Origin of the sequence: Variovorax sp. Sphag1AA, assembly GCF_014192575.1 — a bacterium.
In the GTDB taxonomy this organism is placed as follows: Bacteria; Pseudomonadota; Gammaproteobacteria; order Burkholderiales; family Burkholderiaceae_C; genus Variovorax.
This window is the reverse complement of sequence record NZ_JACHYC010000007.1, coordinates 396,265-409,158: the sequence shown is the minus strand read 5'-3', so window position 1 is coordinate 409,158 and position 12,894 is coordinate 396,265. Positions and strand designations below refer to the sequence as shown.

13 protein-coding genes are annotated in these 12,894 nt (G+C 62.6%); 9 read left to right on the top strand and 4 right to left on the bottom strand.

Annotated features, from left to right (window positions below; all coding sequences use genetic code 11):
* The first annotated feature begins 240 nt into the window (after positions 1 to 240).
* The 3 genes from FHW64_RS27805 to petA all read left to right on the top strand — a co-directional run bounded on the left by FHW64_RS27805 (position 241) and on the right by petA (position 2,679).
* Complete coding sequence (locus FHW64_RS27805) at positions 241 to 1,179, top strand: VWA domain-containing protein (protein WP_184531448.1); 939 nt, start codon at positions 241 to 243, stop codon at positions 1,177 to 1,179.
* A 414-nt stretch (positions 1,180 to 1,593) separates the two neighbouring features.
* A complete protein-coding gene (locus FHW64_RS27800; RefSeq protein ID WP_184531447.1) occupies positions 1,594 to 2,046 on the top strand; it encodes a carboxypeptidase regulatory-like domain-containing protein in 453 nt (150 codons plus the stop codon).
* A 24-nt stretch (positions 2,047 to 2,070) separates the two neighbouring features.
* On the top strand, positions 2,071 to 2,679 hold the full coding sequence (petA, locus tag FHW64_RS27795; RefSeq protein ID WP_184531446.1) for a ubiquinol-cytochrome c reductase iron-sulfur subunit: 609 nt from the start codon (positions 2,071 to 2,073) through the stop codon (positions 2,677 to 2,679).
* A gap of 535 nt (positions 2,680 to 3,214) precedes the next feature.
* Here the strand turns inward: petA and FHW64_RS27790 are convergent.
* On the bottom strand, positions 3,215 to 3,511 hold the full coding sequence (locus FHW64_RS27790; protein ID WP_184531445.1) for a hypothetical protein: 297 nt from the start codon (positions 3,509 to 3,511) through the stop codon (positions 3,215 to 3,217).
* Positions 3,512 to 3,582: 71 nt separating this feature from the next.
* On the bottom strand, positions 3,583 to 4,905 hold the full coding sequence (locus tag FHW64_RS27785; RefSeq protein WP_184531536.1) for a sigma-54-dependent Fis family transcriptional regulator: 1,323 nt from the start codon (positions 4,903 to 4,905) through the stop codon (positions 3,583 to 3,585).
* A gap of 362 nt (positions 4,906 to 5,267) precedes the next feature.
* Here FHW64_RS27785 and FHW64_RS27780 point away from each other — a divergent pair, with 362 nt between their 5' ends.
* The 5 genes from FHW64_RS27780 to FHW64_RS27760 all read left to right on the top strand — a co-directional run bounded on the left by FHW64_RS27780 (position 5,268) and on the right by FHW64_RS27760 (position 9,925).
* Positions 5,268 to 5,462, top strand: coding sequence for a DUF2892 domain-containing protein (locus tag FHW64_RS27780; RefSeq protein WP_184531444.1), 195 nt, complete (start codon positions 5,268 to 5,270; stop codon positions 5,460 to 5,462).
* Positions 5,463 to 5,478: 16 nt separating this feature from the next.
* A complete protein-coding gene (locus FHW64_RS27775) occupies positions 5,479 to 6,375 on the top strand; it encodes an MBL fold metallo-hydrolase (RefSeq protein WP_260306408.1) in 897 nt (298 codons plus the stop codon).
* A 60-nt stretch (positions 6,376 to 6,435) separates the two neighbouring features.
* Positions 6,436 to 8,103 carry a bifunctional protein tyrosine phosphatase family protein/NAD(P)/FAD-dependent oxidoreductase gene (locus FHW64_RS27770; RefSeq protein WP_184531443.1) on the top strand — a complete coding sequence of 556 codons (1,668 nt, stop codon included), beginning with the start codon at positions 6,436 to 6,438 and terminating at the stop codon, positions 8,101 to 8,103.
* Positions 8,104 to 8,116: 13 nt separating this feature from the next.
* Positions 8,117 to 8,941: a sulfite exporter TauE/SafE family protein gene (locus FHW64_RS27765; protein WP_184531442.1), complete on the top strand. Its 825-nt coding sequence runs from the start codon at positions 8,117 to 8,119 to the stop codon at positions 8,939 to 8,941.
* Positions 8,942 to 9,064: 123 nt separating this feature from the next.
* The gene (locus FHW64_RS27760; RefSeq protein ID WP_184531534.1) at positions 9,065 to 9,925 is read left to right on the top strand and encodes a sulfurtransferase; all 861 of its coding nucleotides are present in this window, start codon (positions 9,065 to 9,067) and stop codon (positions 9,923 to 9,925) included.
* Here FHW64_RS27760 and FHW64_RS27755 read toward each other — a convergent pair.
* Positions 9,840 to 11,261 carry an MFS transporter gene (locus tag FHW64_RS27755; RefSeq protein WP_184531441.1) on the bottom strand — a complete coding sequence of 474 codons (1,422 nt, stop codon included), beginning with the start codon at positions 11,259 to 11,261 and terminating at the stop codon, positions 9,840 to 9,842. The genes FHW64_RS27760 and FHW64_RS27755 overlap by 86 nt on opposite strands.
* On the bottom strand, positions 11,258 to 11,803 hold the full coding sequence (locus FHW64_RS27750) for a hypothetical protein (protein ID WP_184531440.1): 546 nt from the start codon (positions 11,801 to 11,803) through the stop codon (positions 11,258 to 11,260). Before FHW64_RS27750 ends, FHW64_RS27755 begins: the two co-directional genes overlap by 4 nt.
* 147 nt (positions 11,804 to 11,950) lie before the next feature.
* On the opposite strand from FHW64_RS27750, the gene FHW64_RS27745 reads away from it, so the two are divergent.
* Positions 11,951 to 12,862: a LysR family transcriptional regulator gene (locus FHW64_RS27745; RefSeq protein ID WP_184531439.1), complete on the top strand. Its 912-nt coding sequence runs from the start codon at positions 11,951 to 11,953 to the stop codon at positions 12,860 to 12,862.
* Positions 12,863 to 12,894 lie beyond the last annotated feature (32 nt).

The window sequence follows — 12,894 nt, the reverse complement described above, 5'->3', positions numbered from 1 at the left end:
GCGGCCCGGTTCGATCGGGGGTCTCACCCGGAGGTCGTTTTGCACGCTGCAATGCCCCAATCAAACACCCTCACGATTTGGGGCAGACTGTTCGCGCATGTGTTGAGTTGTTTGCGCTTTTAGCAGGTTGTTTGCGCACCCTGAACTTCCGCTACCCGGCGGCCACCCGGCTGCGGAGAGTGCCCCGTCGACCGGCCGCTCACGCTGCACAACGGTAGTCGACCCCGTCATCGAACCTGCTTGCGCTACACGAGCCTTGGGCTGGTGGGGCAAGCACAAGGGCGCGGGACTCTCTGGCGTCGTCACCTGCCGCCCGCACTGATTCTCGTCGCCGTCGCCCTTCTCGTGCTGGCGGCGGCCAGACCCTCCGCGGTCGTTGTCCTGCCGATGCCGCAGCAGACGATCTTGCTGCTCATGGATGCTTCAGTCAGTATGAAGGCACAGGACGTGAAGCCAAATCGCATGAAGGCCTCTCAACAGGCGGCCGAGAAGTTTGTCAATGACCTTCCCGTGAACGTGCGCGTTGGTGTGATCGCCTATGGTGGTACTGCACACCTTGTCCAGCACCCGACCCTGAACCACGATGACGCCGTCGCCGCGATCGCGGATCTTCGCTTCCAGCGCAGCACCGGAATCGGGGAGGCCATCATCGTTGCACTCGGCACCCTCTTCCCCGATCAAGAGATTGCTGTGCCTGGCACAACCTCGGAACGGGGGGACCGATTGAAGTCGGCTCCTATCGAGCCTCAAGACCACGAGACCACTGTCAGGGCGGCTCCTGGCTCATATCAAGACGCCGCGATCGTCTTGCTGACTGACGGACAGAACACCTCGGGTCCGTCGCCGATCGACGCGGCCCAGTTGGCGGCGGACCGGGGTGTGAGGATCTTCACGGTCGGCTTCGGGACCAAGGACGGAGAAGTCATCGGATACCAAGGCATGCGGATGCGGGTGAGCCTGGATGAACAGACGCTTAGGAACGTTGCCAACCTGACGCTCGGCCAGTACTTCTATGCTGGCAGCGGTTCGGAGCTCGAGGCAGCCTATGACGTGCTGAAGAACCGTGTGGTTCTCGAAAAGAAAAGAACCGAAATCGCGTTCGCGTTCGCTGGCATCGCCGCGCTGCTGGTGGCGATCGCAACGGTCCTGTCCCTGTGGTGGTCGGGCCGGGTCGCGTGAATAGAAACAGAGCGCCCATCGCAAACTCGTTCTCCGGTTAGCGGACTACGCTACTTGGGGCGGGCGTCGCAGACGCTTGAGTCTGCCACTGCTGACGCTGGAGCATGTGAACTCCGTGAACGCGGTCGCGTTGTTGATCGAGCGGGATGACAGCAAGATCTTTGCGCCGCTGCGCCTTGGATGATGGTGAAGACTGAATGGCGCTCTGATACGCGGTCGACCGCTTAAGGTCCTTCTAAGCCTCCGCTCCGATATTGAAGTTGTGCATTGGCAGTCTCGTTGGCGATACATCGAGACAGCCACGAGATTTCGTGCCGGGCACGTTTCAGGTCCGTTTGCACCGGTTCGCGAAAGCAGTGCTCCGAGCAGCACACTGCATCGATCTGCTGCTCTCGTCTCCAAAGGAGAGTCGTCATGAGCCCCCTCTTCCGCAAGATCGTTCTGACAGCCACCGCGGGCGCCCTGTTGTCGGGCGGAGCGCTCGCGCAGGCCACCACGATGCTGCCCCCAGTACACAAGTTCGGCTCCGTCGAATACCTCAGCGGTGGCATCGGGCTGGATGAATCCCGAGCCATCGAACACGCGAGCCCCCAATGGCCGCTGACCTTGGAGTTCGCGGCCAAGGACAAGCAACGCGCCGACTTCCTCGCAGACGTCAAGGTTCGGGTGCGTGACGCTCACGGCAAGGACACTATGAAGGCAACCTCCGACGGACCTTTCCTGCTGGCGAAACTGCCGCCCGGACAGTATGTTGTCGATGCGACGCTTGCTGGCAAGAAGCTGAGCGAGAACATTGTGATCAAGGAGCACGGGCCGACCAAAGCAGTCTTTGTCTGGCCGGGCGAAGCACGCAGCAAAGCTTCGTGAACGAAACGAAGTCGGGTCAGGCTCATGACATCGATCAGCGAGTTCATCCACGAGATCGATGCCGGTGCTTTGTCTGACCACCGTCGACGCCGCATACTGCTGGCCGCAACGCGCGTTATCGGCGCGGTTGGCCTATCGGCTGCAGCCTGTCCGTTCGTTGCCAGTCTCGAACCCTCGGCTCGCGACAGGGCCCAAGGTGGACCAGTCACCGGGGACTTCGCCGGCTTAGCCCCTGGTGAATTGCGCACGGTCGCATGGCGGGGCAAGCCGGTCTGGCTGCTGCGGCGCAGCAATGAGATGGTACGGGCGTTGCAGGAGGTGAATCCAGCACTCGCAGACCCGCTCTCCAAGCGCTCCGAACAACCGGCGTCCTGCATCAATGCGACTAGGTCAGAACGTCCGGAATATTTCGTAGCCATAGGCGTATGCACGCACCTCGGGTGCTCCCCTACCCTCCGCCTTAATGACGAAGCGCTGAGCGCCGAGCTTCATGCGCCTGGCGGTTTCCTGTGCCCCTGCCACGGTTCCCGCTTCGACCTCGCCGGGCGCGTCGTGAAGAACGTGCCGGCGCCTACCAATCTTGAAGTCCCGAACTACCGATTCATATCGTCGACGACGGTTCGGATCGGATGAGGTGTCGCTGAACGGACGGGCCGTCCCATGTGTGTGTTGCATCCAAGGCGCAATCGGCTAGAGTCGGTCTCCTCGAGAGGGCTGCTAACCGATGAAATGGCTTCTTGTGCCGACACTGTCACTTGCCATGTCGGCCGCAGGTTCGTCAGCAGAGCCGTTGATGAGGCCGGTTCCGATTCGGGTTGCCTTGATTGGATCGACCGCGATCGTCATCCACCGGGACGGGCGGAGCGACACGGTCCCTTGCGCTGATTTAAATGTGGGTCGCGTGGCCTACTTCACAAGCGCCCTGATACTCGCCAGGCGGGCGCTCAACGCCATCGAGGATCAAGCGGTTGCCCACGAACTCCAAGCTGTACGGCCTCGGATTGCCGCATACAACGAGGTCGCCTTGCTTTGCGAGAGGGCTGGAGAATTGCCCCCCGATCCGAAGATCGATCATTTGAAGCGGCGACTCGATCGAGCGATTCGGAAATTCGACGAGAGGGCAACCAGGGGCTCGACCTGATACCGACGGCTGCCAGCAGCAATGCCGTCAGTCGGGGCGCGGCTGACCATCCAGGTTGAGCTCCCGCCGGCAGCGAAGGTCATTGAGACGGATCGCCTCCGGCGCCTCACTGACGTCGCGCGCGCTCGCCTCGGCTGTGCCCCACCGGTTGGTCACAATATCGATGTCGTACTTGCCCTGCCAGCCCTTGCCCATGGCCTGATCCATGCAGTGCAGCATGTCCTCGTAACGGGCAGCCATTCCAGCCTGATTCAACATCCCCGTGGCCGCCGGCGCGGTACAAGAAAAAAATGCGGCGGCGAGTGACGCGAGGATTCGTTTCAAGGTAGCAAAGCTCTGTGGATCACGAGCTGGGAATTGTACGAGCCGTGCGTACCAGCGAAGCTGTTCGCCAGTCAACTCACCCGGAGCGCCTTGAGCCGACGGTACAGCGTGCGTTCACTGAGGCCCAGCTTCCGAGCTATTTCGAGCCGTGTGTGTCGCCCCTCCCGAAGCAGCGTTTGCAAGTCGCTGACGCTGTCCTTGCCATTCGACCGCACGGGAGTTTTCGCGATGCCGGGACCGGCGGAGCCGGCGTCTCCGTGCCTCTCGAAGTTCGGCAAATTTTCGGCATGTACTACGCCGTCGTCCGCAAAGAGCCGCGCTCGCTCCAACACATTGCGAAGCTCGCGGATGTTGCCGGGCCAGTCGTGCGACTGCAGACGCGCCATCGCCGCGGGCTCGACCCTTACCCGAGGCTCGGCAGAGCCCCCTCTTTGCAGGAAGGAATCGATTAGCAAAGGAATATCCGAGGTGCGCTCGCGCAGCGGCGGCAAGTAGATCGGGAATGCACTGATGCGGTAGTAGAGATCCTGTCGGAATCGACCGTCGGCCACCATTTCGCGAAGAGGTTTGTGCGTCGCGGAGATCAGCCGAAAGTTGGCCCTCTGCGTTTCAAGGCTACCCACTCGGCGGAACGTACCCGATTCGATCAGGCGCAGCAGCTTCACCTGCATCGCCAGAGGCACATCCCCCATCTCGTCCAGGAAAAGCGTGCCCCCATCGGCAGTCTCGACCAGGCCCTTCTTGCGCGCGTTGGCGCCGGTAAACGCGCCCTTTTCATACCCGAACAGCTCACTCTCGAACAGGGTCTCGGTCAGCCCCGAACAATCCACCACGACAAAGGGGCCGCTCGCGCGTTCGCTGGCCTCGTGGATCGCGCGCGCGAAGAGCTCCTTGCCCGTGCCGGACTCGCCCAGCAACAGCACCGGCAGCATGGACGGCGCCACTCGCTGCACCGCCGAGAGAGCCGCATTGAAGGCGGGCGCACGACCCACCAGGCCTTTGGTACTTGGACTTGCCGATGCGCTGTGCACGGTCACCAGGCGCTCGACGTAGGCCACCACCTCGCCGCGGGCATCCAGGATTGGTCGCAGAGACACATCCACATGCTCCGGTCCGCGCGGTGTGTGATGGATGTGCAGGACACGGTCCGGGCCCTTGAGCTCAAGCGCCCGTTTCATCGGGCAGTGCTCCCCCGCCTGATCGCAAGGCACGTCGTAGTGATGCGAGACGCGGAAGCACTTGTGTCCGATGTAGGGCCTGCCCACCGTGGCGAACTGGCGCTGATAGGCCGTGTTCGCCGCCAGGATGTTGTAGTCCGGGTCTAGCACGATCATCGGCTGCGCCTCGTGCTCGAGGTACGAGATCAGCGCTTGTACTGGAGGGGCGGATGTCATGGCGCCTTCTTCCTTCTTGAGTCGGTTGGACAGCGGCTCGCATGGATCAGGAACCAGTGAGGCGTGTTCCTTGTGCAGTTGACGTTCGGCATCGCAAGCAAGTGCGGAAATTCGACCGATTGTGTGCCGGTCTGCCAAAACTGCCAAAGATGGCAGATAACACTGCCATTTTCTCTGCCACATCTGCCGCCGCCTCGAAGGCCATGAGCCGGGTCGCGAGAGGAAAACATCGGAAAAACTCTTTCATATCAATGACTTGCGTTCAGCGGAGCGAGTCCGCCGAAGGTGGCACGGCTCTTGATAAAGAGGCTGTGTGATGGCCCAAAGGCACACCACCGGTTCAACCAACACGGAGACGCATCATGAAGAGGAACGAGGGCATCCTGGATCGCACACTGCGTGTCGCCATCGGCGTACTTCTGATCGGCTTGGCGGCGACGAATGCCATAGGCGCGTGGGGCTACGTGGGCATCGTGCCGTTGCTGACCGGCGTGGTCGGTATGTGCCCCCTTTACGGGCTGCTTCGAATCAATACCTGTTCGACGAAGCGCGATTGAAGACTGTGACTTCACCATGAATACCCCGCGCAACATGCAGGTCGAAGGCTTTTTCGACCCCGCCACCTGGACCATCAGCTACATCGTCTTCGACCAGAAGACGCGAGCCTGTGCGTTGATCGATAGCGTGCTTGACTACGACCCCAAGTCGGGCCGCACGGACCATGCCAGCGCCGATCGGTTGATCGCTCGCGTGAAAGAACTCGGCGCGGCCGTGGAATGGATCCTCGAAACGCATGTCCATGCCGACCACCTCTCCGCGGCGCCTTACCTGAAGGAGGCATTGGGCGGCCAGCTCGGGATCGGCAAGCAAATTACGATCGTGCAACAGGTCTTCGGGTCGCTGTTCAATTCCGGCAACGAATTCGCGCGCGACGGCCGCCAGTTCGACCACCTCTTCACGGATGACGAGAGCTTCAGCATCGGCAGCCTGAAGGCCCACGCCATCCACACGCCGGGCCACACCCCCGCCTGCATGACGTATGTGGTCAGCGACCCGGAAGATCCCACTTCAGCCAGCGCCGCCTTCGTCGGTGACACGCTCTTCATGCCCGACTACGGCACCGCGCGCTGCGACTTCCCGGGCGGCGATGCCCGCACGTTGTATCGATCCATCAACAAGGTGCTGAGCCTGCCCCGCGAAACCCGGCTCTACATGTGCCATGACTACCAGCCAGGCGGTCGAGAAGTGCAGTTCGTCAGCACGGTCGCCGAGGAGCGGGAGAAGAACATCCATGTGCGAGACGGGATCAGCGAGGAAGAGTTCGTCGCAATGAGGCACGCCCGCGACCTCACGCTGGGCATGCCCACGCTGATCCTGCCATCGGTGCAGGTCAACATGCGGGCGGGACAGTTGCCCGAACCCGAAGACAACGGCACGCGCTACATCAAGATTCCCTTGAACGCGGTGTAGACCGCGACACGGCTCGAAGACGGCTCAACAGGGCCACACGACGCACCAGGAGACAAAGGCATGGACATCAAGTCATTGACTGGCGAACTGTCGGTCTCACCTCAGATTGCCGGCGCCGACATGCAGGCCATCGCAGAGGCCGGATTCCGTTCGGTCATCTGCAATCGCCCGGATGGCGAAGGATCCGATCAACCCGTTTTCAGCGAGATCGAACTTGCTGCCCACGAGCAGGGGCTGCAGGTGCGCTACCTGCCGGCCGAGTCCGGCAAAGTCACCGACGAACAGGGCGCGGCTTTCGGCGCCTTGATGGCAGAGCTTCCGAAGCCGGTGCTGGCGTTCTGCCGCACCGGCATGCGCTCCACAACGATGTGGGCGCTTTCGCAGGCTGGGCAGATGCCGCTGCCGGAGATCATCGAGCGCTCTTTCAAGGCCGGCTTCGACCTCAAGGGCGTCGTGCGGCGCATCGTCAACGGCGGCAAGACACCGATCGAGGTGGCCGATGCAACGCACGAGGTGGTCATCATCGGTGGCGGTGCAGCAGGCATCGCCGTCGCGTCCAGCCTACTGGCGCGCAGACCAAATCTCGACATCGCCATCATCGATCCGGCGGACATTCACTACTACCAGCCTGGGTGGACGATGGTCGGCGCCGGCGTCTTTGACGCGGCGACCACAGCGCGCACCATGGCGTCGGTATTGCCACACGGCGTGCATTGGATCAAGTCGGCCGTCGCTGCGTTCGAGCCCGAGCGCGACGCGGTCATTCTCGATGGCTGCCGCGTGGTCAAGTACAAGCAACTCGTGGTGTGCCCTGGACTCAAGCTCGACTGGCACGGCATCGACGGCCTTGCAGAGACGCTGGGCCGCAATGGCGTGACCTCCAACTACCGGTATGACCTAGCGCCCTATACGTGGCAGCTGGTGCAGCAATTGCATCGGGGCAAGGCGATCTTCACGCAGCCCCCCATGCCCATCAAGTGCGCCGGTGCGCCGCAGAAGGCGATGTACATGTCAGCGGACCAATGGCGGCGCACAGGCGTGCTGAGCGCCATCGACATTCAGTTCTGCAGCGCGGGCGCGGTGCTCTTTGGAGTGAGCGAATACGTGCCTGCGCTGATGGAATACGTCAAGAGCTACGGCATTGGCCTGAACTTCGGGCAAACGCTGGTTTCCGTGGATGGGCCGTCAAGGAAGGCCTGCTTCAGCCAGACGAACGCTGACGGCACCAAGCAGCTGATCACGCGCGAGTTCGACATGATTCATGTCGTGCCGCCACAGAAAGCGCCGGACTTCGTTCGCGTCAGTCCGCTGGCAGATGCGGCGGGATGGATCGACGTAGAGCCGGGGACCCTGTGTCACAAGACCTTCGCCAACATTTTTGCGCTCGGGGATGCAGGAAGCACTTCCAACGCCAAGACAGCGGCCGCGACCCGCAAGCAGGCGCCCGTGGTGGCGCACAACCTGCTCGCCATGCGGGGTGAGGCTAAAGGTGAAGCTATCTACGACGGTTACGGCTCATGCCCGTTGACGGTCGAGCGCGGCAAGATCGTGCTGGCTGAGTTCACTTACGGTGGCAAGCTCGCGCCGAGCTTTCCGAAATGGCTCATCGACGGCACGCGTCCGTCTTCTCTTGCCTGGTACCTCAAGGAGCGCGTTCTCCCGCCCCTTTACTGGCAGGCGATGCTCAAGGGACGCGAGTGGCTAGCTCAGCCCGAGATGACCGCGTAGGGGGTTGGACGGGATGGAAGTTGCACTGCTTGGCTTCGGCCTCGGCACGCTGGTTGGCTTCATCCTGGCGCTCACCGGTGCCGGGGGAGGCATCCTCGCCGTGCCGCTGCTGGTGTTCGGCTTGCATCTGTCCATCGTGCAGGCTGCTCCCGTCGGGCTGATCGCCGTGGGCGCTGCGTCTGCGTTCGGAGCGGTTCTCGGACTGCGCAAGGGCCTGGTCCGCTATCGCGCCGCGGCGCTCATCGGCGTGACGGGCATGTTGCTCGCGCCGCTGGGTTTGCGACTGGCGCGCGTCATCCCTAACGCACCCTTGATGGTGGCGTTCTCCTTCGTACTTGCCTGGGTCGCCTGGCGGATGTTCAACCAGGCACGGCGAGATGCTGGGCCCCCCCCTGATGTCCATCTTTCGTCGAAGCCCCCATGCGTGCTTCATCCCAGCGAGGGCCGGCTGATCTGGACACTTCCCTGTGCTTGGACGCTCGCTGGCACCGGTGTCGTGTCGGGGCTGTTAAGCGGTCTGCTGGGCGTTGGCGGCGGCTTTGTGATCGTGCCTTCGCTCAGCCGCTACACCAATGTCGCGATGCCCGGCATCTTCGCAACGTCCCTTGCAGTGATCGCGCTGGTGTCCGTGGGCGGCGTGGCCTCCGCAGCTTGGCAGGGGTCCATCGTTTGGGCTATCGCCTTACCGTTCGCCGTTGGAGCCGTCGCGGCTCTTCTCGCGGGAAGATTGATCGCCGCCCGCTTGGCCGGAGCCCGACTCCAGCAGGCCTTCGCCGTGATCAGCGGCGCAGTGTCCCTGCTCCTGCTGGCTCGCGGGCTGGGCTGGATCGCTGCGTGATGGTCGACGAGTCAGAGGGAGCACTCTTTCTCACTCCGGGTTGATAGACGTCAATACCAACAAGCCACGCAGCGCCTATGGTTTCAAGGCGTCCAAATAGAAGCGGCGCAGGCGAGGTTGGTCATGCTGGACAGGGTTCTCATTTCTCCTGGCGAACTGGCTGAAATCATCAAGACGAAGGCGGTCGTCGTCATCGATACGAGAGATGCCGCGAACTACGCCGAGGCGCATCTGCCCGGCGCCGTCAACATTCACGAAATATTCACCTACTTGGCAATGTCGACACCGCAAGGCGTGATCGCCTTGCGCGAAACTTTCACCGAAGCCTTTGGCAAGGCCGGCTTGTCAGGCGAGGAAATCGTCGTCGTCTACGAGCAGTCCATGACGACGGGCTTCGGGCAGTCCTGCCGGGGCTACGTGTTGCTGCGCTTTCTGGGCTACCCACGAGACAAGATCAAGGTGCTCCACGGCGGCTTCAATGCGTGGCGTGCAGCCGGACAGCCGAGCACGACAGAGGTGCCGACGCCCAAACCCGTCAAGTTTCCGCTCGCAATCCAAGGGCACGACATCCTGGTCGATCTGAAGGAAATGAGGGAAGCCGTTGCGGACCCGCACATCGTCAAGCTCGATGTGCGAGACGTCGATGAGTGGATCGGGGAAAGCTCTTCCCCCTACGGCAAGGACTTCTGCCCGCGCAAAGGTCGCATTCCAGGCTCGGTCTGGCTTGAGTGGTATCGCATGATGAAGCCCGCCCCGACCGGACAGATGTTCAAGTCACCGGCCGAAATCCTTGCCGAGTGCGCGACGGTCGGGATTCGGCGGGATACACCCGTTGTTGTCTTCTGCTTCAAGGGCGCGCGTGCATCCACCACGTTTGTCGCACTGGAAGAGGCCGGTATCAAGAACGTGCGGCTCTATCTAGGCTCCTGGAACGAGTGGTCGCGGGACCTCTCGCTTCCGATCGAGGAGGGACAGCCCTATTGAGGGCTGAAGCAGTCCGCGCCATGCTCACGAAGCCCGCCGCGAACGTCAGCACGGCAGCGATTCCGAGCGCGATCCTGGGAGCAGTGTCGGCCGATGCAACAGTGAACAACAGGCTCATGACGATGCCGCCTGCCGTTTGACCAGCCAGCCTGGCGGTCCCCTGCATGCCGCCCGCCGCCCCACTCCGTTCGTCGGGCGCTGAAAGGAACATGTTGCGGTTGTTCGGCACCTGGAAAAGTCCGAAGCCTATGCCGCACACCACAGTGATCAGGACCAGCGCTTGAGGCCGCCCTTGGAAAGGCCACAGCGAGGCAGCCCCCAGGGCAACGGCAAGAATGCCAGCGCCCGTGACGCAGAGCCAGGATGTCGGCATGCGGTCCGCGAGACGCCCCGCGAGCGGCGCCACCAATGCCACGGTAAGAGGCCAAGGTGTCATGTGGAGACCGGTCGTCAGCGCGTCCAATTCAAAGGAGTGCTGCAGGTAGAAAGGAAGCGCCATCAAGCCCAAGGTCGTGCCCGAGAAGCAGCTCACCGAGGCGATCACCGAAACGCGCAGGGAAGGCGAGCGAAGCAGGTCCAGCGGAACCAATGGCACGGCCTTCGGCATCTCGCGCCGAACCAGCATCGTGAGGCCCAAGGCCGCTGCCCCGAGGAGCAAGACCGCCACGGCCGGCTTTTCGATCAAGAGCTCCGCACCAATGACCAATGCCGCCAACGCCCCCGCATTCAACGCCACACTGATCAGGTCCAGCCAGCGCCCCGTCCCCTTGAGCGCCGGCAATGCGCGTGCGGCCAGCAAGACCGCAGCGCCCAGCGGCACGTTCAATAGAAACAGCCAGGGCCAACTCGCGTGCGAGAGGATCAATGCACCGATCGTCGGACCAGCCGCCGAGGACAGTGCAACAGCGAGTGCGTTCCAGCCGATGGCCGCACCGAGTTGTTGACGCGGAACGATGGAGCGCAACAGCGCAACGCCCAGCGACATGACGGCGGCACCTCCCAGTCCCTGGAGGAATCGTGCCGCAACAAGCCACGGCAAGGAAGGAGACAGTGCGCACAACGCGGATGCAGCCGTGAACACCGCGACGCCGATTGCAAACACTCCGCGATGGCCCTGGCTCTCTCCCAACGCGGCGCAAGGCAGCAATCCCATCACCAGCGCGGTCTGATAGGCCGTGATCACCCACACCGACATGCCCGGCGTGACTTGCAAGGAACGCGCGATCGTTGGGAGGGCCACGTTGGCGATGCCTGCATCGAGGACCACGAGCACCATCGCCGCGAGCACTGCCGCGACCGCGGCGGCGCGAGGGAGTTGTGTCGTCGAAGGGTTCATCGTGTTCCGAACGCCCAGACGCCGTCCCTCTCCACATAGCGATTCACCCGGTGTTCTTCCTTGTCTTCTTTCTTGAGGTCGCGTTCGGTGAACCGGTACACAAGCGCCGGTCCTTTCATGCATCGCGTGTCATGAATGTCTCCGGGCAGATAGGCCTGAACCTGTCCGGGCCGCATCAGGGTCGAGTCCTTTTGAACCAGTCCGACACTGCCGTCCGGGTTCGTGACCCGCGAATAGGTTCTCATCTCGACCTCGCCTTGCTGGATCGCATAGATGACCCAGCTGCGGCCATGGTCATGGGGTGGCCGATAGAGACCGGCGTACTCGGAATGCGCCAGGAGGACGAACCCATGGGCGGGATCGCGATAGAGCTCTTCATTTGCCGGCGCGTCGCGGTGCAAGGCCGCCAACCAGTCTTCCGTGACAGGGGCCCGGAGCAGGTCTGCCAAGTGGCGCTCACATCCGGCGACGACCTTGTCGCTGAGTGGGCCCCAGACCGACTTGATTCCCAGTATCGATGCTTCGAGAGTATTGCTGACCATCACCATCTCCTTCGAGTTGCGCTCGGACGACCTCCGTTCAAGCAGTGGTGAAACGATAGGACTTCATCGCAAATTGCGGAAGACGCATCAGTTGCAACATATACGTGCATGAAACGCCATGTCGGCACGAACGTGCTAGCGTCGGGCATGTCAACGCCTGATCTGAACCTGCTTGTCACGCTCGATGTGCTCCTCGCCGAAGGCAGCGTTGCAGCCGCTGCGCGCCGCTTGCGCTTGAGCCCTTCGGCGATGAGCCGGGCCCTTGCGCGATTGCGGGAAACAACCGGCGACCCGCTGCTGGTTCGGGCCGGGCGAGGCTTGGTCGCGACTCCCCGTGCGCTCGAACTGCGCGAAAGGGTCAATCACCTTGTTCAAGACGCCGAGGCCATCCTGCGACCTGCCGAGGCGCTCGACCTAAGGCATCTCGCACGGACGTTCACGCTGCGCACCAGCGAAGGATTCGTTGAGACTTTCGGGGGCGACCTGCTCGAACACGTCGGCCGCGAAGCGCCCGGGGTACGGCTGCGATTCATGCAGAAGGCGGACAGGGAGAGTGCATCACTTCGCGACGGCACCGTCGACCTGGAGACGGGCGTGATCGGCAGCACTACGAGTCCGGAGGTGCGTGTGCAGGCCCTGTTCCGGGACCGATTCATTGGCGTCGTGCGTCCCGGGCATCCCCTTTGCCAAGGCGAAATGACACCTGCTCGATATGCGGCCGGAAGGCATGTCGTCGTGTCGCGTCGAAGCATCGACAAAGGGCCGATCGACGACGCGTTGCAGGCGCTGGGTCTGGAGCGTGAAATCGGCACTGTCGTCGGCGGATTCTCGACCGCGTTGGCTTTGGCTCGCGCTTCGGACCTGATTGCCAGCGTTCCCGAACACCACACCGAAGGCCTGCGCCTCGGGCTGCACAGCTTTCCGCTACCGATTCCAGCGCTGGAGATCACAGTTTCCTTGCTCTGGCACCCGCGAATGGATGGGGACCTTGCTCACCGCTGGCTGCGCAGTTGCGTTCGGGACGCCTGCGCCGAACGCAGAGTTTCCGCCGGGTCTTGAGGAGCCCTGAGGCCTGTGAGCGGGGGCACGAA

Bases quoted from the DNA above. Each gene is read 5' to 3' on its own strand.
- FHW64_RS27745 (WP_184531439.1), top strand. From the start codon at position 11,951: ATGTCAACGCCTGATCTGAACCTGCTTGTCACGCTCGATGTGCTCCTC.
- petA (WP_184531446.1), top strand. From the start codon at position 2,071: ATGACATCGATCAGCGAGTTCATCCACGAGATCGATGCCGGTGCTTTG.
- FHW64_RS27785 (WP_184531536.1), bottom strand. From the start codon at position 4,905: ATGACATCCGCCCCTCCAGTACAAGCGCTGATCTCGTACCTCGAGCAC.
- FHW64_RS27765 (WP_184531442.1), top strand. From the start codon at position 8,117: ATGGAAGTTGCACTGCTTGGCTTCGGCCTCGGCACGCTGGTTGGCTTC.
- FHW64_RS27775 (WP_260306408.1), top strand. From the start codon at position 5,479: ATGAATACCCCGCGCAACATGCAGGTCGAAGGCTTTTTCGACCCCGCC.
- FHW64_RS27780 (WP_184531444.1), top strand. From the start codon at position 5,268: ATGAAGAGGAACGAGGGCATCCTGGATCGCACACTGCGTGTCGCCATC.
- FHW64_RS27750 (WP_184531440.1), bottom strand. From the start codon at position 11,803: ATGGTCAGCAATACTCTCGAAGCATCGATACTGGGAATCAAGTCGGTC.
- FHW64_RS27755 (WP_184531441.1), bottom strand. From the start codon at position 11,261: ATGAACCCTTCGACGACACAACTCCCTCGCGCCGCCGCGGTCGCGGCA.
- FHW64_RS27770 (WP_184531443.1), top strand. From the start codon at position 6,436: ATGGACATCAAGTCATTGACTGGCGAACTGTCGGTCTCACCTCAGATT.
- FHW64_RS27800 (WP_184531447.1), top strand. From the start codon at position 1,594: ATGAGCCCCCTCTTCCGCAAGATCGTTCTGACAGCCACCGCGGGCGCC.
- FHW64_RS27760 (WP_184531534.1), top strand. From the start codon at position 9,065: ATGCTGGACAGGGTTCTCATTTCTCCTGGCGAACTGGCTGAAATCATC.